This is a genomic window from Rhizobium sp. SG741 (assembly GCF_012275435.1).
Lineage (GTDB): Bacteria > Pseudomonadota > Alphaproteobacteria > Rhizobiales > Rhizobiaceae > Rhizobium > Rhizobium lusitanum.
Genome location: NZ_JAAZQP010000015.1, coordinates 97,253 through 115,826 on the forward strand (window position 1 = coordinate 97,253; position 18,574 = coordinate 115,826).

The following is an 18,574-nucleotide window of genomic DNA, read 5'->3' on the forward strand; positions in this document are numbered from 1 at the left end:
GGCGAGGAAGGCTATAGAACCTCAATCGAATTTGACGAAGTTGTGCGCCGGCAATGGACCGCCGGGAAACTGGACGAGGCGGCTCCCAATGGCGAGGTCTCCGAGATCGATGCCGAAGTAGCCGAGACGGTCGATCAGAGCGCCGACCTCTGCCTTGGCGGCAGCATCGTCACCCGAATAGAACAGCACGCGCCTACCACCTTCACTGGTCGGGTCACCGGCAAGCACGGCGGCCAGCAGGTGGTTGAACGCCTTCACCAAGCGTGCGCCGGGAACCATGCCTGCGAATACGGCGGAAGACGTCCGGCCGCCGAGGTCTATCGGTTGGAACAGCGGCGCTTCGATCGGATTGTTGGCGTCGACTACGATCCGACTGTTCCAGTCCGGCAGACCGGCCATCGCCGCCGGAAGCTTCGACCAGTTGACGGCGACAAAGACGATGTCTTTCGCTGCGGCTTCCGCGCGAGTGCCGGCAGTGATCGATGGGCCGAGCGAGGCGACGAGTTCGGCAAGCGTTTCAGGGCCGCGACTGTTGGAAAGCGTGGCTGCTATGCCCTTCCTCGCGAGCGTTGCCGCGATGGCGCGACCAATGTTTCCAGCGCCGATAATTCCGATGGATGTCATGGATTTGTCTCCTTGGTGAGAATGGTCAATCAGGCGGTCTGGCCGCCGTCGACGTTGAGTGTTGTTCCGGTGATGTAGCTGGCGTCCGGGCCGGCGAGGAATGCGACCGCCGCGGCAATGTCTTCCGGCTGGCCATAGCGCCCTAGCGCCGCAAGTCCCTTCAAAGTGTCTGCAAAGGGGCCGCTTGCCGGGTTCATGTCGGTGTCGATCGCACCGGGCTGGATGAGGTTGACGGTGATGTTGCGCGGGCCGAGATCACGGGACCAGCCGCGCGTATAGGCGCCTACTGCCGCTTTCGTTGCGATGTAGTCAGCCGCACCCGGAAAGGGAATGTGAACCGCGCCCGTCGTCCCGATCGAGACGATCCGCCCGCCGTCCGACATCAGAGGAACAGCAGCGCGGACGGCGGCTGCGACACCCTTCACGTTGATGTCGATCTGTCGATCGAACGCCGCGATATCTGCATTCGGGTCGCCGACGCTGCCTGTGATGAAGACACCGGCCGAATTGACCAGAATGTCCAGCCGGCCGAACGCGTTATGCGCCTGTCGCACAAGGTCTGCGACCTCGGACGTATTGGCCTGATCCGCCTTGATTGCCAGAGACCGACGCCCAAGGGCTTCGACCGCGCGGACGATCTCCTCTGCCTTGTCGCCAGAGGCCGAATAGCTAAACACCACATCCGCTCCGTCATGGGCGAGGCGCCTGACGATGGCTGCGCCGATGCCCCGCGACCCGCCTGTGACGAGAGCCACCTTGCCCAGGAGAGGGTGAGAAGTCCGTGTCATCTGTTCGCTCCATGCCATGTTTGATGACGCAGATATGGACGATCCATTTCCCTTTGATTAGCGGGGTTTGACTTGTTATATCTTCAACGATCACTTGAAGGGCGCGGCGATGGAGACACTGGCAAATCTTGAATCCTTCGTGCGCACCGCCGAGCACGGCAGTTTTTCCGAAGCGGCCAGACGCATGTCGCTGACCCCGGCCGCCGTTAGCCGCAACGTCGCCATGCTGGAGCGCAACCTTGGTATCCGGCTGTTCCATCGCTCGACGCGGAAGCTCGTTCTCACCGAGGCGGGCGAAAGCTTCAGATTGGCGGTCTCCGATAGCCTCGACACCATACAGGCGGCGATCGGAGGTGCGGCTGTGCAGGGTGAGCCGAAGGGTGTACTCAAGGTCAGCCTGCCGCCGACCCTCGGCGTGCTGCATATCCTTCCCCATCTGCCGAAGTTTCTGAGCCTCTATCCGGGTGTGAAGCCGGAGTTTCATTTCGACGCCAGACCCGTCGACCTTGTGGCCGATGGCTATGATACAGCGATCGGTGGAGGCTTCGACCTCAACCCCGGCATTGTCGCCCGAACGCTCGCTCCGGCGCACATCATTGCGGTGGCGTCACCCGGCTATATGGCGGGTGACGCCGTTCGATCCGGCAGGGTTAAAAGCGTTGGACAGCGTCGTCATGCGTTTGCGGCAGAGCGGTCGCATCCGCCAATGGACGATGCGCGATGCGGCTGGTCGTCAGGCGGCTGCGGAGTTGTCCGAAACCCTGGTCGTCAACGACCCTGCCGCGATGCTTAGTGCTGCCGTTCTGGGCGTCGGCGTCGCGCTGGTTCCGAAGGCAGACGCCCAACCCCATCTGGAGGCAGGACATCTGGTCCGGCTGTTGCCGCAGTGGTATTCCGATGCAGGTGCGATTTCGGTGTATTTCGCAAGCCGATCACAGCTCCCTGCAAAGACCCGGGTGTTTATCGATTTTGTGACGGCTCTGGCAGAGCGCAATCACTGGCCAGAGCAGTTTGCCGGCAGTCTGGGGTGATTGGACTTGGGGCGCCGCGGGCCGGATGAACGGACAGGCTATTGAAAGGTGTCCATTCGAATAGCTTCCTCGGTCGGAACATGGGAGGCGCAAAGCCGCAAGTTGCTTTGGTCAGCCATGTTGATTGGGCCCACAGAGATTACGGTAGTCGCCGGAACTTTGAGCAGCAGTACGACTGGCATAGGATGGCATCAGTCTCCGGAATGTGCGAGCCGTCCGGCAGCGAAGTCGCGCGCGAGCGCGATAAAGGCCTGGAAGGCCGCGGAAGAATTTCGCCGATTGTAATAGTAGAGGCACAGCGGCACGAGCGGCGGCGTCCAGTCTTTGAGAATGCGCACGAGTCGTCCCGCAGCGATGTCTTCGCGGACATCGGTCTCCATGAAGTAGCCGATCCCCACGCCGTTCGTTACTGCGATCCGGGCAAGGGAGGCTTCGTCGAGAGTGATCGGTCCTTCGACGTCGAGTTGCAGTTCTTCACCGCCCTTCTCGAACCGCCATCGGAACAATGCGCCGTTGGGAAGCCGAACGCGAACGCAGGGGTAAGAAAGCAAATCCTGCGGTACCTGGGGGATAGCTCTGCTTTGGAAAAAAGCTGGCGATGCGGCAACCGCCATTCGTCGCATCTGGCCTAGCGGTATGGCGATCGCGTCGCTTGGCACCAAATCCGCACTGCGCACTCCCAGATCGAAGCCCGCCGCCACGACGTCAACGAGCCGCCCTTCGGTGACGATGTCGATATGAACCTGCGGGTAACGCTTCAGATAGCCCAGGACCAGCGGCGCCATGATCTCGCGCGCCGCCGTCGCGAAGGCATTGATGCGCAAGATGCCGGACGGCGTCTCCTGCTGGGAGCGCGCCGTGTTCATCGCTTTTTGGATGCCCTCAAGCGATGGCTTGATCTGTGCGACGAAGATCCGCCCCGCATAGGTGAGCGAGACGCTGCGCGTGGTGCGATTGAACAATCGCACGTCAAGCTGACGCTCGAGTTTGCCCACCGCGTTGCTGATGGCCGTGGTCGACATGCCGAGATCGAGCGCAGCCGCTCGAAACGAGCCGCACCGAACGATGGCGAGAACCGCCTCAAGCTCGATCAACGAATGGCGCGTCATTGTCCCGTTTTCTGTGATGCCCCATGCTGGTTTGTCTCGCTTATCGGGCGAAAAGTCCATCGCTAAATTGGCCTCGTCACGATCAAGGAGATGGACATGACCAACCTACCCAAACCAATCGCCGACTATATTGAGGCAAATGCCCGTCTCGATATCGACGGCATGATGAGGCCTTTCTCGAATGACGCCGTCTTCATCGACAACGGCAAGCGTTACGAAGGCCTGGCTGAGATCCGCAGGTTACTGAAGGACGAAGCGATCGCGGTCAAGGCGATCTTCACGCCCGACACTATGCGGGAAGAAGACGGCGATGTCGTGCTCGAAGGTCCCGCTCATGGAGATTTCCCGGGCAGTCCGATCCGCTTCACCTATCGCGTAACGCTGGCGAACGACGCCATCAAGAGCATGGAGACCACGATATGAGCATCCAGGCAGATCCAAAGGAGTTCGCTGGCAAGCGCGTGCTCGTCAGCGGCGGCACCAAGGGTCTGGGCCGCGCCACGGTCGAGCGCTTTCTCGCCGGCGGAGCCCGTGTTATCACCGCCGCCCGCACGATCAAGGATCCTATCGAAGGCGTTGAATACGTCCAGGCGGACCTGACCACTGCGGAGGGTGGTGAAGCGCTCGCCAAGGCAGCGGTTGAGCGGCTGGGCGGCATCGACATCCTTGCCCATGTCATCGGTGGCTCGGCTTCGCCGGCGGGTGGCTTCGCCGCGCTGACGGACGACCACTGGCTCGCCGAGCTGAACCTTAATCTACTGGCGACGGTTAGGCTCGATCGCCTGTTGATCCCGCAGATGCTTGAGCGGGGCAAGGGCACCGTGGTGCACATAACCTCAATTCAGTCCGTCCTGCCGCTGCCCGAATCCACGACAGGCTACGCCGCCGCGAAGGCCGCCCTGAGGACCTACAGCAAGTCAATTTCCAAAGAACTCGGTCCCAAAGGCGTGCGGGTCAACTCCGTCTCTCCCGGCTGGATCATGACTGAGGCCACTGGAGACTTTCTCGGAATGCTTCGGGCTGCCAATGGCGGCACGATCGAGGACGCGCGTCAGTCCGTGCTCGATGCGCTGGGCGGGATCTCCATTGGGCGCGGAGCTGAACCTGAAGAGGTAGCCGACCTTATCGCCTACCTCGCCTCTGACCGTGCTGCTGCCATCCACGGCGCCGAGTTTGTCATCGATGGCGGTACGATAAGGACGGTATGAGCGAGGGTCCCGGCGTTCGCGGAAGTGAGGACGCCGGCAGCCCTCCAGCCTTGGCCGAAGGATGAAGCCGTCAGGGAGCCTCGGCCGCACCGCATCAAGATTCAACCACCTGAATGGAACGACAATGTTTGCCGTCTACGCGAAAGAAGCCAATTTCAACGATCCACTCGCCTCCCTTGTCGTCGGAGAACGTCCGGATCCGATCGTGAGAGAGGGCTGGGTCACAGTGAAAGTGACACATGCCAGCCTGAACCGGCACGACATTTTCACACTTCGCGGGATGACCTCGCAAGAAGAGCCGATCCCATTCCCGATGATCTTGGGCAATGACGCCGCTGGATTGCTCGAAGATGGGACGCCCGTGGTGCGGGCTTGTCGCAAATTTTCGGGCTTAACCGTATGTTGACCATAGGCATCGAGTTTGCTGCTCCGAAAGTTGCGGAGCGAGCCATGATTCTGAATACCATTGCCAAGAAGCTGAAGCGCCAGTCGAAAGATGATTTCAAGGGCAGGCATTTCGAGGCGTGGCTGATTGTACAGGCGGTTGCCTGGTACTTGCGCTACCCGCTCAGCTATCGTGACTTGGAAGAAATGTTCGCGGAGCGCGGCTTTGAGGTCGATCATAGCACGATCAATCGCTGGGTATTGGCTTATGCGCCGATGATCGAGAAACGGCTGCGGCACTTTCGGCGACCCCACTGCGGCTCGGTCCGGATCGATGAGACCTACGTCAAGATCCGCGGAAAATGGCGCTGCCTGTATCGGGCCATCGACAAGCATGGCAATCCGGTGGATTTTCTATTGACCGCTAAGCGCGATCTCGACGCCGCCAAGCGGTTCTTCCGCAAGATGCTCAAAGACGAACCCTTGTTATCGCCGAACAGGATCGGGACGGACGGGGCCAACACCTTCCCATCAACGATCAAAACTACGGTTGATGATGGGCTTCTACATCCCGATCCCGTCCACTATGTCACCAAGCACCTCCAGCAAGGCATCGAAAGTGACCATTTCCGGGTAAAGAAGAACATGCCAAAGATCGGTGGCTTCCAATCTTTCAACACGGCGCGGCGAACCATCGCGGGTTTCGAGGCGATGCTGTGGTTGAGGAAAGGCTTTGGCTTTTCCGGAGGCTGGACCATCAACGATCAGAACGATTTGCTAGCGCGCCTCTTCGGACTGCAAAAGGTTAACAACGCATGAAAATGAGGATCCTCAGGGGATAATCGCGAGCTTCGAAAATGTTTGCGACAAGCCCGTCGCAGGTGCGGCCGTTACCGCTGGCTCCGTTCAAGTCTGTTCTGAAGCTGGAGCGCCGGGTGTCGCGGGAAGGTATGGTCAGCGTCGGCGGCAACACTTACAGCGTCCCGGATGCCACGCGAAGCCGAATGGTGGAAGTCCATTCTCTCGCCGACGAGGTCCGCATCTTTGAGAACGGCACTTTGATCGCCGCTCACCCCGTCCTGGAGGGACGTAAACAGCGCCGAGTCCATCCTGACCATCGACGAGCACTCGCGCAGCGACATCGGTCCAGGACACGCGACGACGCCATTGTCGTCAAACCCGCCGGTGACACTGTGCTGCAGCGGTCGCTCGCCTTCTACGACGCCGTCGGCAAAGTCCTGGCACAGGAGAACCGCCCATGAGCGCGGCCCTCGATGCCATTCCGTCCATGATCGATCGGATTCGTCATGATCTCGTCGGTCTGAAGATGCCGCGCGCACTGGAAGCACTCGACCATGTCGTGCGCCGTCTCGAGCACGGTGAGCTCTCGGCGCTCGAAGCAATCGATATCCTCCTGTCCGAGGAACTGACACTGCGTGAGAAGAGCCGCATCAAGACCGCCTTGAGGATGGGCAGGCTGGCGACGATCAAGACCCTCGCTGGTTTCGACTTTACCTTCCAACCTTCCCTTGATCGGGACCGCATTTTCACCCTGGCGCAGCTTGGCTTCGTCGATCGTCACGAAGCGATTCATTTCCTTGGCCCGCCAGGAACAGGCAAAAGTCATCTCGCCACGGCGCTCGGCGTCGAAGCCGTAAAGGCCGGAAAGAGCGTCTACTTCACGACGCTCGCCGATCTGATCAGCTCACTTGCCCGCTCCGAGCGGGAAGGCAGATTGCAGGAGCGCATTCGCTTCTTCTGCAGGCCCAGCCTGCTGATCGTCGACGAGATTGGCTATCTGCCGGTCGTTCAAGGCGGCGGCAATCTCTTCTTTCAGCTCGTCAATGCCCGATATGAACGTGGTGCGATGATCCTGACGTCAAACCGCGGCTTTGCCGAATGGGGCGATGTTTTCGGAGATCCCGTCGTCGCCACCGCGCTGCTCGACAGATTGCTTCACCATGCCGTCGTCGTGCAGATCGAAGGATCCAGCTATCGGTTGAGGCAGCATGCCGAGCTGATGCCCGAGCATGTGCGCTCCAAAGCCCTCATCGCGCCTCCGGCGTTCGCTCCACCTCAAAAACCACGCGGGCGGCCGCCAAAAAATACCCAATTCTCCCTAGCGCCCACGTCGGCATAAGTGGGGAATTTTACTTCGGCACTTATGAGGAAAATTCACCCGGCATTGACAATCGATAGAATTCTCGATGATTTCATGGCGTTCAGTTTCCAGGCTGGCCAGTACGAAACCGCCTTTGAGGAATATAAGCGACATCTGGTGCCGAAAACTCCGTCGCTCAAGAAGACGTTAAAACCACGGGAGTTTGCTTATGCCCTCTGCTTGCAAAAACTGGGGCGAGCGAAATTCGACAAAGATGACCTGTTGGAGGCTGGGCGGCGGATGTTGCAGGCAAATCTGCAGGACCTATGGATCAGAGGCGGACAATATACCCGGGCGGCCACCTGGCTAAAAATCGTGTACTGGCATCATGATCAGACCCTGATGCCGCTAAAGGTGGTTCTCCGCGCTTACGACGACATGCCAGACGTACCACGTCCCTATTTTCTGTGAGCCCATAAGGCCCTGCTTCTACCAGCTGCACTGAGACAACGAATGTTGCTGGGGCTGCGGAACTGACTGGCGGTTCAATAGAGGCAGTAGTCATGCAGATTGAACCGAATGGGCGTCCCTATATGGCTTGTCCAAAATGCAAGTAGAACGTCGTCTGGCCTGAAGGCTTGTTACCCGGTTGTCTACCTCACGACGCCCAGCGTTACGACAAACCAGATCGGAATGAGTGCACCGCTGGCGAAGAATTTCCAAAGCGATGGCGAGATCGCGTTTTGCCTTCTGGATCGGATGAACACCAGAATTGCAGCGGCAAACCCAAATAGGGCCAGCACAAAACTTAAATTTAGCATCCAAGCGCCATACGACACGCGCGTCCAGAAGAGACCTTGGTCCGCCAGTGCCTGGCTTATAATCCACCAAGTGCCACCAGCGCAGAAGACAACGAAGCTCCATGACCAAATCCGAAGCCTTAGCCCCATATAGCCGACGACACACGTCAGCACCGGAAGAGCCGCGAAGAAAAGCAGGTCACGTATTTCCGGCAGTGGCCCGCCGTTTTGAGGTCGCGCCCACCGATAGCGGACATTAACGACATAGGCCTGAACTGCCATAGAGAGCAAAATAGCGCAGAGCCGAATGGTCTGCTCCATGGCACTATCGGAAAAAGGTATTCGCACATAGTTCTTGAATCGCAGCGCTATCTGGCGAACGAGATCCAAAGCTGACATTGGCTTAAAATGCCTCGAAGGCATGGTCGATATTTCCGTTCATATCTTTAGCAAGCTGCCCATTCCTGTCTGATGCCTGATGTGCTCCGAAGACGGCAGAGGAGATCGCGTGACATTAACAGCTTCCGCCGGGGCAAGCTGCTGTAGAGCCTGAAGCTTCCTAATCAGATCGTTTTGCATTCTTTCGCGCCTTTTCTTCCCGGCAATTGACCCAAGCCGAAACGGAGAGCAATCGGCCACCTTATGACGGCAGCCCAATACCTTGCATCGGAAGTCGTTCGACAACTATCCAGCAGAAATTTCAGGGAAAGCATCAGGTCGCCAGTGATGCGGCCTTATCCCGCATAATACAGCCGCAATGCATCAGCCACCGCCGACCAACCGCCCACGCTCAGCCAATCCGTCAGCCAGTTCGTTGCCCGCAACACCGACATGCGCCTTGCACCACCCGATTTTGATATTCGGGTTCTGATTGAGCAGCAGGTCAATCGCTTGCCAGTACGCAGCATCCGGGACAGAGCGACTACGACCCTGCCCGTTCGGCGTCCGCTTTCGCCATTTGTTCGAGCGCCAGATGTGCCGCCATCGGTTGCAGCCGTTCACGGCATATGCGGAGTCGGTGTGGATGACTGCCTCCTCCCCGGCCGAATTATGGGCGAGCCATTCACATGCCTTCAAGATCGCAAGAACCTCCATTGCATTATTTGCCGTTTGAGCCTCGCCGCCAAGGGCCGCAAAGACCTGAACGGATCCGCGAAAAACCGCGAATGCCCAGCCACCAGTTTTGGACACGGGATCATACGAGCCGTCTGTAAAAACGTGGAGCAATAACCCGCCGTCAGTGTAATTCTGGGTATCGCTCATGGCCGCTTCCGCATTCGTCAAAATTGTATAAATCTCGCTCAGCTGATGTGAAGAGACCGTTTGATGCATCGCGAGACGCCTCGTGTACTACAAGTTGACGTCATCACGGCTGAACCTGCAAGCCAAGTCGAAATTGTATTCGAGTGCGAGCTGCGTGGTTGCCCGAACTGCCGGCCCCGATGGCGTCCAAGCGACTGTTCATATTGCCGATGCCTTGGAACGGCAGGCCATAAATTTTGCAAAGCACCAGTATGCCATGGATATAGACGCCATTTGCTCTCATTGCCAGGACACGGCGCACTTCAAGGTGGCGTCTCCGAAGTCTATCTTTCCGATACTTGGCTACTGCTAGCCGAAGTCCATGCCGTCGTCGCGTTGGCACTTGGCTGTCGCAATCCTGCCGTAGGAAAGCCAATGCGTTCTCCAGAGATCGGGAAATCGCTCAAGCCATATAGCCACCATCTAAAACCAGCGGACTACCCAACATGAAAGAGGCTGCGTCCGAACACAGCCACAAAACGCCATTTGCGACTTCAGCAGAGGTCCCCAGGCGACCGATTGGCTCCTGCGCGATGATGCTATCTCGAAATTTATCGTCTTTTTTCGCAGCGTTTTCAATGGAAGGCGTACCGATCCAACCCGGGCAGATGGCCGTGATCCGTATGCCGGTTTTTGCGTATTCAAGTGCAGCGCTTCGAGTCAGGCCAAGCACACCGTGTTTCGCGGCAGCGTAGGCGGCACCACCCGGAAATGGGTAGCCGCGCAATCCGTCGACCGAAGAATTATTTACGATCACACCGAAGCCATTCTTCAACATCACCGGAATTTGGTGCCGCATGCAAAGGAAGGCAGACGTCAGATACCCGTCGATTGTCTTTCGCCAGGCGTCCTCGGACATTTTACCGACAGGACCGCCTCCACCGCCACTCCCGCCATTGTTAAAGGCGTAGTCCAACCTTCCGTGCCGTTGCAAAATTGACGCGACCATTTTCTCCACCTGCTGGCCATCGCTAACGTCACAGGCGACCCAACTTGCCTGCCCTTGCATGCTTGCCAACGCAGCCTTGGAGCGTTTTTCATTGCGGCTCGCTATCACAACTACCGCCCCTTCATTCGCAAAGGCCCGGGCAGTCGCCAAGCCGATACCGCTCGTTCCTCCTGTAACAAGGGCGACTTTCCCCTCCATCTCTGGATAGCGTCGTGGCAGATTCGTTGATGACATGGATTTTACCCCTGAATTTGTTCAGCGATTTAATGAAACACGTATTGGCTTCATGCTGCAACCATTCGAAGAAAGCGCCTCGTCACACAATGATGTTGTGAGGATAAAGGCTGGCATGGAAATCGCGTATTGGGGCTAAATCAAGCCAACGGAATGTGCTTGACCCGAATCGGGGGCCAGTTCAAATTTTGAGGCAAGGTTGATGCTACCAGCCGCTCACGCCTGACAGGGATGGTGAAAGCATCGGATTGACCATTAACGTCTCGCGACAGATCGGTCCGTCAGCAATGTGGGCACTGGCCAAATGGTCCGATCCATCACGGGAAGAACATGCATACCTATCGAGACGCCAAGAGCATGGCGAAGGCACTGGCGGCGATATTGCGCGACAGAAAGGTCGATATCACACACGGCGAAAGTCTAGACATCGTTGCGAAGCAATTCGGCCTCAACGACTGGAATACGCTTTCTGCTCGAATCAAACAGGCTGAGGCCACCGATACCAGGCGATTGCAGGCGTTGCTCAGCTGGGATTTTGTCGGCGAGCACCCGACGGAGTTCGACTATGGCGTGGATGACAACGCGCTTGGTTCAGGTCGCCGTGCCGCACTTATACGCTACAAGGGAACAAGGCCGACCCGATATGCGAACGTAAAACGAGTATTCGGGACGCTTGCGCAAACAGTTTCAGCCAGACCGTATCGCGGACAGCGTTTAGAGGTTAGCGCTGAGATCGCCACGGAAGGGGTATCACACGGTGCGACGATCTGGGTGCGGGTTGATCGGTCGCCTGGCAATACCTTGGCGTTCGACAATTTAAAAGATTCCCCTATCCAGGGTTGGCTTTTCGGCGACAATGGCTGGACCCAGAGAAAGGTTGTCATCGAAGTGCCCGAAGACGGGGTCTCTATGCAATTCGGCTTCTTTCTCAAAGGAACTGGTACTGTCTGGTCGAGGCCGTTTGCACTGCGCGATGTAAGCGAAAGCGAACCTCTAACCGGCAAACCGTACGAGAAATCCGCCCCTATTCAAGACTGGCTTATGCCGACCAATCTCGACTTCTCCAAGCTCGTTGAACTGGCCCGATAAGGACTGATGACGGGCGCGAAACCTCTCGCTCGTCACTCATCTTTCCCGAAAGCACCAACCTCATAGGTTGCGCAACGATTCACTCACCCCCAACCAGTTTTGCCCACGTGTGGCTTTACCCCAGCCAATAGGCATAGAATAATGGCGCGGTTCGCACGATCACGTGCCCCCCCGAAAATGGGAGCTGTCGGCCGAGTCTGTTGATTTAGGTTTGCGATTGAGATCGGCCTGCATTGCGTCCAGCCAGGCGGCTGACGAGCAGCCAAATCACTGTAATAAAATAACCAACGGATATGACCGCTGTCTCCAGCAATATTGGAAGCACCAGTAAACCACCGCCCGGACCCATTTCCTCGTCGGGTGCTAGCTTCGGCATGCCAACCAGGTAGAAGGTGTATTCTGAGGTCAGCACCCAGAGAAACGCGAGTGTATGCGGCAGCCACTGACGACACTTGATAGCCCTCGCACGAAAAATCGCCGCAATGGGTACGAGGATGTTCAGAACAAGAATTAGCGGCAACGCGACAAGGGGAGGCAGAAGTGTCGGATAATACGGGTCATAGTACACAAGGTTCTCCCGCTGAATGCATGTCTATTGCGAGCCGTGCCATATTTTAAATAGGGCCTCAACCTTCTCTTTCATTGGTGCTGTCACTCCAGGTTGCGAAAAAATGCACAAAGTCTGTCCCGTCGTTTACAGAACGCATACTGGCGACGTGGAGGTTCTTGCCTTCGCTCATCCGTCTGCCGGAAAGCAGTTTGTGAAGGGGACCGTTGAGCCGAGTGAAACGCCCCTCGCCGCTGCCAAGCGCGAGCTTTGGGAAGAAAGTGGCCTGACTGCGCAATCGCCCATGGCTCTCTTGGGTCAATGCGAAATCGGCCCCAGCCGCCAACTTTGGCATTTCTTCAGATGTCAAGCCGTGGGTCCACCCGATACGTGGCAGCATCTGACTGCAGATGATCACGGCCATACGTTTGCGTTTTTCTGGCATCCCATCGATCTGCCGCTCGACCAAGACTGGCATCCAATCTTTCATGAAGCCTTCAATTTCTTCGCCCCTCGCCTTTGGCCTTGAGTTACAGAGAGGCTTATTGAAAGCTCGGCCTGTGATCTCGTGGACAGTCAAGTGTCGAACCTGTCGGGCAGCACGGAATAGCCTCATCGGATTGTGACCGGGCGCACGAGGACCAAACAAGGAGGATTTTTGCCCCAAAGCGTCGGAAACTCTTCAAACGGGATAAACCCAACGTCTGTGTAGAAAGCACGGGTCTTGGCGTAGTTTGGGTCCGGGTGCTTATCGGAGATCGTTTTGACGCTTAGGTAGCCAAATCCGCGAGCCGCCACCCACCGAGCAGTTGCGGTAATAAGCTCGCGGCCAATTCCTTTGCGATGCCAGCGAGGGTCGACGCCCATCGAGTGAATTTCGCAATTGTTTCCAAAGTGATCTGCCAAGGACGCGTAGCCAATTACCCTTCCCTCATCCTCCGCGCCGAGCATAGGGGCATGGCTTGCATGATGGATGTATGCCTCCCGCGCGGACGGGATACCAAACCACTCTGGCAGGGTATCAAGTATGCTTCGCGCTACCTCTTCTCGGTCGGTGAGGATTTCTCGGATAATCACGGCAAGCCGCCCTCCAACGATGCAGCATTTGTCAACGGGCCGAAATGGTCTTGTTCGCCGCTTCCATCACAGTATTCACGCATAAGTTTTTATCAATCATCTTCACCTCAACTTAGCCCGTACTGGCTATTTTTGGTGATCAACCAGGCGCTGAGCCGACCGGCGAGTGGCTTTAAGGAGTCCCCATGAACACCGAAGTCTTCATCAAACAGAAGAAACTGGGGCACTACAGGGAATTTCGCTTCCTGGACGGGCAACTGGCTTACAAGGTGAAGGATCTTACCGGTGAGCGGACATTCAATGTCCCGTATGAAGCGATAGACATGCCCAACGGGTCGGATGTGCGTACAAAGAATCCCCGTTGCAGCCATCAGCTTTATAGAGCCGCGACCGTAGGCTTGGTTGCCGCATTTTTGATCGGGCGAGTGAACACGACTGCAGGAGGAATTGTTTGTTTCGTGGCTTTGGCCAGCTATGTCGGGATATGGATTGCACAGACACTCGGATGGCTCTCGGTCGATCTAACGCACATCCCCTTGCACGCCCCGAAGGCAGGAACCCCAAAAATTATTTCCGTTATCGGGGACCGGTATCGGGAGCAGGTGACCAAAGAGTTGACCGACCGATGGCGGAAGCGCGTCCGGATATTGTTCGGTACCGCGAACCTGAATGCAGACCCCGAGCAGGAGACCAGGCGTCTTCGGCACCTAAGGGACCTGCAGGTAATTTCCGCTGGGGAGTGTGAGGAGCAGATCCAGCGTATGTCCGCCTCAGCCAAACCCGACCTTACGCGGCGATATCTCAACTGAGCCTTGCATGACAGGTCAAGGGCTCAGGCATCGCCCTTTTTGATAACCGTGCAATAACCCATGGCACGCTGGTCAGCGGCCAGGTCTACCGAATTTTCAAAAGGAACCGGCGCAGGGCTTCGCCAATATAGCCACGGTAAGGCTCGAACTCCTGCGTGGTTGTCATTCTGACTACGCGCCTGAAATTGAAGGCAAATTCTATGGGGCGGAGAACCCGAGCAATTTCGAAAACGTGCTCTTGTCGTTCCAAGCTTTCGAGGTTGAGCCAGACTTCGAAATAGGCGTGCTTGAGATCAGTATAGACCGGCGAACCGAGATCAATTCCATGATTTCGCGCGGCGCTATCCAGGAAACCAACCAAGGAGAAGAATGGATGGGTAATGACCGCATCGCCCCAGTCATTGATAAGGAAGCCCTGTATGTTGGAGAGGACGTTGTTGTCGTGAAAATCGCAATGTTCAAGCGTTTCCGGAATTTTGAATTCAGCCAAGGCGCGGCATAGTCGGCGAACGTCGTCTCCGCTCCGTTGTAACTGCTTGATCTCGGTAGTTTCCAGACCTTCGCGCCGCAGCAGCTCTTCGTGATGAACCAGTTCATCATAAAGACTGGGAAAGACAGCCATGCGCCAGTCGTCAATTCCCAACGCGAGAAGCGCATCTACATTAGAAGATGTGACGCTCTGAATGCGGGCATATTGGCCGAGGATCATGCCGACGAGTTGCTGATCAAAGGATTCTTTGAGCTTGCCACGCAGTGGCTCACCGCCATTAGGCATAAGGAATGCGTCAATGGTCTGGTTCCGGGCAAGGACCGGGAGAATGGCAGTTGGGAAGCGTTCGGCCAGATGCGCCATCAACGCCGCCTCCCGTGCGTAAGCTGGCGCACTCCATTTCAGGTAGATGTTTCCCCGACTGGTGGCGAAACGGTAGATCTTTGACCATGGTACGGCACGGATAAGTTCCGGCCCGTTAAATACCTGATAGTTATGAGCCGTGAGCCAGCCTTCCGCCCAACTAATCACTGCATCCATGGCGCTATTGTGCTCCTGAGGCCGCCACTGGTCGGCGTGCACGACGGTCAAAGTTCGATATCGTGCCCGACGCCGACGCAGTAAGGAATATCTGCCAACCCACCTCACTCTCGACAGCATGTACAGTCGATCCCACAGCCGCAAGGACTCCGTCTTTGATTTGAACAAACATCCCCGACAAGGCAGGATCGTACGATACGATAAGAGTTTTCTACACGGCTTTCGATTTGAGCGTCCATCATGTGCCCAGCATCTTAAAGCAGACGATCAACGAATTGCTCGGTCTCCCAGGTTTTGAGAAAATTCGCTTCGGTCGCAACCCAACCAACAGTGTTGCTTCCCCACTCCTGCGCGCGGCTTGCATACTCGCCCATTAGCCAAAAGTGGCGCACGATCACAAACCGATGCGCTGCTTCAAAGTCATCTGGACTGATCGGTCGCACGGCTCGATACCCCTCGATAAAGGCATCCCACATGGCGGTCAACTTCCGACCAAAGGATACTTTGGCCCAAAGGGACACCGACAAATCGTAAGCGAGGTATCCCGGACCTCCGTCATCAAAGTCGAAAAATACGGCTTCGCCAGCGTCATTGATGCGTGAATTGAAGCCGTGGCAGTCTCCATGACAATAAGTCCACGATAGATTGGGGAACGCTTCTATCGCTTTACCGGTCCGAGCAGCGATGCTTTCGAGATCGCGGCGGCTTTCCGCGTGCTCCACGATTCCACTGTCGAATATTCGTGCCAGGGGCCGGTGCAGCAAGTGTTCGAGGTCAAGCCGATAGACCGCTCCGTGAGATGAGAATGTCTCGGCGGCATTGTGCATCAGCGCAAGGGTCTTTCCGTTGGCCCAAGCATCGCGAGCGCCCGTCGCTTGCGGCTCTCGACCATCTAGCGCCTGGAAGAGCACTCCCTCACGCCAGCCCTCCGGCGCATATCCGCCGGTGAACAAGGTGCCATCGCGTGTCGGAATGGGTGCGGCGACCGGAACTCCTGATTGCGAAAGATGAGTCAGGAAATCTGTTTCGGCTTTTACGCCAGCAGGACCACGCGCACGGCGGTGGGAAAGGCGAAATACATAGCGCTCGCCGTTACTCCCCACGACCAGATAGACATCATTCAAGCCGCGCTGAAGCATTCGGCAGGAAATCGGGCCCGGAAGCGCATAGTTCTTATCGATGAATTTCTCGATTGCCTCGATCTGAGGGGTCGAATATCGCGGTTCAAAATCGAGCATAGTCGATGTTCCATTGACGAAGCCGTGAGAGACCGTTCTGGCCTGTTGCAGTCGATTTTTACAGCGTTGCAGAATAAGGAATTCTGAGAAGGCCGCAATGACCACACCAGCGAGTTGTGGCGGGTCGCATATGCCTTGGGAGATGACAATGTCTACCGACATCAAGAAGGACTTCCTTGAATTCCATGGCTTCCCGACGGACGTCATCCTATCGATCATCGACCGAGCCCAATTCCTGGCCGCAGCATGGGCCGACCGCGCCATGCCCCAAAGCCTGTCCGGGAAGCGCTTTGCCCTCATCAACGACGACAGTGGTTGGCGGAACACGACCGCCTTCGACTTGGGCATACAGGCCATGGGCGGCATATGCGTGAAGTCACCGGTCGGTCTCAATCTGAATGAAGAACCAGCCGATTTGGCGCAGTATCTCGATAACTGGTTCGATGTCCTTGTGATCCGCACCAAGGAGCTATCGGTACTGAAGGATCTGGCATCAAGCGCCCTGGCTCCGGTAATCAATGCCCGCACAAAGTCCAACCATCCCTGCGAGACGCTGGGTGATCTCGCTTACATCCAGGGCAAGCGGGGCACATTGGAAGGGCTGAAAGTGGCCGTGGTCGCTCCCGAGGCGAATATCCTCCGGTCCTGGGTTGAGGCTTCTATCTCCCTGCCGATCCACGTCACGCAAATCTATCCGGGGCATTGGCACGTCCGCGACACTTCGCTGATGAACTCCAATTTCACCGCGAGCAGCGATCTCCAAGAAATATCGGACGCGGATGTCATCATCACAGATTGCTGGCCGAGCGGAGCAAGCGAAAGTTTGCTGCTCGAATATCAAATATCGGGGTCACTTCTTGAGGGATGCCGTCGGGATGCAATCTTCCTGCCCTGCCCTCCGGTCGCAAGAGGTCGGGAAGTGTCCGCAGACGCAATGAGCCACGCAGCCTGCCAGAGCAATGTCGCGAAGGCATACCTCCTGCACGCACAGAATGCTTTGCTGGAATGGGTTGCTTCCCGGCTACCCTGACGCCACCTGGCAACAACCCGCGAAGTCGAGATTAATTCGCCTTTTACGCGAACCGTATATCGGTGGATCGTGCGAACTCTTGATCCCGAAGTGACGAATGCTCATTTCCAAAAAATCGCATCTAAAAGTACTCGCAGCGGCACTTGCGGCAATTTTCCTTTGCGCTTCGCATGCTGGCGCGACCAACACGCCATGCAGCGGAAAGAAGGGCGGCATCGATCGTTGCCAAGGATCGACCTTCGTCTGTCGGGATGGATCGGTCAGCGCGAGCAAGAAGTCCTGTAATATGGAGACGGGCACTGTGGGGCTTTTGGGGACACCTACCGGTGACATGGAGCCAACGACCTCAAACAGTTGTTCCTGTCGAGATGGGTCGTATTGCACCGGTCCGCGCGGCGGCCGCTATTGCATTACGGACAACGGCTCGAAAAGCTACCTTCGGAACTAACGAACAAGCCAAATCCGAAGTTGGTCTTGCTTCAAATCGAATTCAAAGACCCTTTTGGTTCGAGGGACCGAATTTCCCTTTCCTTCGCTGTTCACGCGAAGGATCGTGGGGCCGAACATCGATTGTTCGTTCAAAGCGATAAGCCTTGTTCAGATCGGATACAATTTCGATATTACACAGCGCGTTCGTCGGCCCGACTACCGCCAATGAGATAAACCCGTCCGAGAACCAACTGCGCGGCATGCCATTGGCGTCCATCATCCGGAAAAGTGCTTCTTGATAGTACGTGGCTGAGACGTTGAAATTGGCCTTTTCGGGTGAAGTCAGAGCACTGCTCAGATTGAACTGAATTTGATCCGCGCCGCCCAGCCGTTTGAAATTTAACGCGTCGGCTCCTATGTCTCTGCCGCCTGCTTTGGGAGAGACAATGCGAGACTTTGTGAATGCGACGTTCGGTTCGGTTGAACTCGATATCATCAGCCAAGCCTTAGAAGAATGGCGGCTTTCCATAGGTGTTAGCCGAGACGCGCCTGAATAGCGCCGTTGTGTCGAGTTTCACAACGCTCTGAGCCGTATTTCCATTTGACGTTGATCCATCTAGACGCCAAGAACCCATTGATGAATTTGCAATATCGATATCGAGGCAGGGTCAAAGCGGAATGCAAGACTGGGTGAGATCGTGGCGCAAATGAAAAAGCAGACGATGCAGGGATTTTGTTCGTCAGGTAGGCGGCAGCACTCTCTGTATGAGCCGATCACAACCGCCAAAAACGATT

Annotated in this window: 21 protein-coding genes and 1 pseudogene; 12 read left to right on the plus strand and 10 right to left on the minus strand. The window is 56.7% G+C overall.

The annotated features are described in order from the left end of the window. Positions 1 to 21 precede the first annotated feature (21 nt). Together FHT29_RS29290 and FHT29_RS29295 are read right to left on the minus strand one after the other, a co-directional pair. The gene (locus FHT29_RS29290; protein WP_168600759.1) at positions 22 to 624 is read right to left on the minus strand and encodes an NAD(P)-binding domain-containing protein; all 603 of its coding nucleotides are present in this window, start codon (positions 622 to 624) and stop codon (positions 22 to 24) included. 29 nt (positions 625 to 653) lie between these two features. Continuing rightward, complete coding sequence (locus FHT29_RS29295; RefSeq protein WP_168600760.1) at positions 654 to 1,412, minus strand: SDR family oxidoreductase; 759 nt, start codon at positions 1,410 to 1,412, stop codon at positions 654 to 656. Positions 1,413 to 1,521: 109 nt separating this feature from the next. Between FHT29_RS29295 and FHT29_RS29300 the strand changes: the two are divergent. Next, a pseudogene (locus tag FHT29_RS29300) lies at positions 1,522 to 2,443 on the plus strand (LysR substrate-binding domain-containing protein). Positions 2,444 to 2,634: 191 nt separating this feature from the next. On the opposite strand, the gene FHT29_RS29305 reads toward FHT29_RS29300, so the two are convergent. Then, on the minus strand, positions 2,635 to 3,552 hold the full coding sequence (locus tag FHT29_RS29305; protein WP_168600761.1) for a LysR family transcriptional regulator: 918 nt from the start codon (positions 3,550 to 3,552) through the stop codon (positions 2,635 to 2,637). A 96-nt stretch (positions 3,553 to 3,648) separates the two neighbouring features. Between FHT29_RS29305 and FHT29_RS29310 the strand changes: the two genes are divergently transcribed. From FHT29_RS29310 to FHT29_RS29340, 7 genes are all read left to right on the plus strand, one after another. Next, the gene (locus tag FHT29_RS29310) at positions 3,649 to 3,975 is read left to right on the plus strand and encodes a nuclear transport factor 2 family protein (protein WP_168600762.1); all 327 of its coding nucleotides are present in this window, start codon (positions 3,649 to 3,651) and stop codon (positions 3,973 to 3,975) included. Then, the gene (locus FHT29_RS29315; protein WP_168600763.1) at positions 3,972 to 4,760 is read left to right on the plus strand and encodes an SDR family oxidoreductase; all 789 of its coding nucleotides are present in this window, start codon (positions 3,972 to 3,974) and stop codon (positions 4,758 to 4,760) included. The genes FHT29_RS29310 and FHT29_RS29315 overlap by 4 nt, the downstream gene beginning before the upstream one ends. 124 nt (positions 4,761 to 4,884) lie before the next feature. Further along, entirely contained in the window at positions 4,885 to 5,166 is a 282-nt protein-coding gene (locus tag FHT29_RS29320) for an alcohol dehydrogenase catalytic domain-containing protein (protein WP_210255576.1), read from the plus strand. A 44-nt stretch (positions 5,167 to 5,210) separates the two neighbouring features. Continuing rightward, complete coding sequence (locus tag FHT29_RS29325; RefSeq protein WP_168600764.1) at positions 5,211 to 5,963, plus strand: IS6 family transposase; 753 nt, start codon at positions 5,211 to 5,213, stop codon at positions 5,961 to 5,963. 38 nt (positions 5,964 to 6,001) lie between these two features. Continuing rightward, positions 6,002 to 6,406, plus strand: a complete 405-nt coding sequence (locus tag FHT29_RS29330) for a hypothetical protein (RefSeq protein WP_246703169.1) — start codon at positions 6,002 to 6,004, stop codon at positions 6,404 to 6,406. Further along, on the plus strand, positions 6,403 to 7,284 hold the full coding sequence (istB, locus tag FHT29_RS29335; RefSeq protein WP_168600765.1) for an IS21-like element ISRel3 family helper ATPase IstB: 882 nt from the start codon (positions 6,403 to 6,405) through the stop codon (positions 7,282 to 7,284). The genes FHT29_RS29330 and istB overlap by 4 nt, the downstream gene beginning before the upstream one ends. 75 nt (positions 7,285 to 7,359) lie before the next feature. Further along, a complete protein-coding gene (locus tag FHT29_RS29340; RefSeq protein WP_246703170.1) occupies positions 7,360 to 7,716 on the plus strand; it encodes a hypothetical protein in 357 nt (118 codons plus the stop codon). Between the two features lie 182 nt (positions 7,717 to 7,898). Here FHT29_RS29340 and FHT29_RS29345 read toward each other — a convergent pair whose 3' ends face one another. From FHT29_RS29345 to FHT29_RS29355, 3 genes are all read right to left on the minus strand, one after another. Beyond that, positions 7,899 to 8,366, minus strand: coding sequence for a hypothetical protein (locus FHT29_RS29345; RefSeq protein ID WP_168600766.1), 468 nt, complete (start codon positions 8,364 to 8,366; stop codon positions 7,899 to 7,901). Between the two features lie 441 nt (positions 8,367 to 8,807). Beyond that, on the minus strand, positions 8,808 to 9,308 hold the full coding sequence (locus FHT29_RS29350; RefSeq protein WP_168600767.1) for a ribonuclease H: 501 nt from the start codon (positions 9,306 to 9,308) through the stop codon (positions 8,808 to 8,810). A gap of 442 nt (positions 9,309 to 9,750) precedes the next feature. After that, entirely contained in the window at positions 9,751 to 10,530 is a 780-nt protein-coding gene (locus FHT29_RS29355; RefSeq protein ID WP_210255577.1) for an SDR family oxidoreductase, read from the minus strand. A gap of 330 nt (positions 10,531 to 10,860) precedes the next feature. On the opposite strand from FHT29_RS29355, the gene FHT29_RS29360 reads away from it, so the two are divergent. Beyond that, positions 10,861 to 11,619: a glyoxalase superfamily protein gene (locus FHT29_RS29360; protein ID WP_281408406.1), complete on the plus strand. Its 759-nt coding sequence runs from the start codon at positions 10,861 to 10,863 to the stop codon at positions 11,617 to 11,619. Positions 11,620 to 11,824: 205 nt separating this feature from the next. On the opposite strand, the gene FHT29_RS29365 is transcribed toward FHT29_RS29360, so the two are convergent. Beyond that, positions 11,825 to 12,187 (minus strand): hypothetical protein, encoded by a 363-nt coding sequence (locus tag FHT29_RS29365; protein ID WP_168600769.1) that lies wholly within the window; start codon positions 12,185 to 12,187, stop codon positions 11,825 to 11,827. Between the two features lie 103 nt (positions 12,188 to 12,290). On the opposite strand from FHT29_RS29365, the gene FHT29_RS29370 reads away from it, so the two are divergent. Together FHT29_RS29370 and FHT29_RS29380 are read left to right on the plus strand one after the other, a co-directional pair. Continuing rightward, entirely contained in the window at positions 12,291 to 12,695 is a 405-nt protein-coding gene (locus tag FHT29_RS29370; RefSeq protein ID WP_246703171.1) for an NUDIX domain-containing protein, read from the plus strand. Between the two features lie 733 nt (positions 12,696 to 13,428). Further along, entirely contained in the window at positions 13,429 to 14,052 is a 624-nt protein-coding gene (locus FHT29_RS29380) for a hypothetical protein (RefSeq protein ID WP_168600772.1), read from the plus strand. An 85-nt stretch (positions 14,053 to 14,137) separates the two neighbouring features. Here FHT29_RS29380 and FHT29_RS29385 read toward each other — a convergent pair whose 3' ends face one another. Together FHT29_RS29385 and FHT29_RS29390 are read right to left on the minus strand one after the other, a co-directional pair. Continuing rightward, positions 14,138 to 15,082: a phosphotransferase gene (locus FHT29_RS29385; protein WP_168600773.1), complete on the minus strand. Its 945-nt coding sequence runs from the start codon at positions 15,080 to 15,082 to the stop codon at positions 14,138 to 14,140. A gap of 254 nt (positions 15,083 to 15,336) precedes the next feature. Continuing rightward, positions 15,337 to 16,320: a phosphotransferase gene (locus tag FHT29_RS29390; protein ID WP_168600810.1), complete on the minus strand. Its 984-nt coding sequence runs from the start codon at positions 16,318 to 16,320 to the stop codon at positions 15,337 to 15,339. A 148-nt stretch (positions 16,321 to 16,468) separates the two neighbouring features. Here FHT29_RS29390 and FHT29_RS29395 point away from each other — a divergent pair, with 148 nt between their 5' ends. Then, on the plus strand, positions 16,469 to 17,350 hold the full coding sequence (locus FHT29_RS29395; protein WP_168600774.1) for an ornithine carbamoyltransferase: 882 nt from the start codon (positions 16,469 to 16,471) through the stop codon (positions 17,348 to 17,350). Between the two features lie 490 nt (positions 17,351 to 17,840). On the opposite strand, the gene FHT29_RS29400 is transcribed toward FHT29_RS29395, so the two are convergent. Continuing rightward, positions 17,841 to 18,308, minus strand: a complete 468-nt coding sequence (locus tag FHT29_RS29400; protein ID WP_168600775.1) for a hypothetical protein — start codon at positions 18,306 to 18,308, stop codon at positions 17,841 to 17,843. Between the last annotated feature and the right edge of the window lie 266 nt (positions 18,309 to 18,574).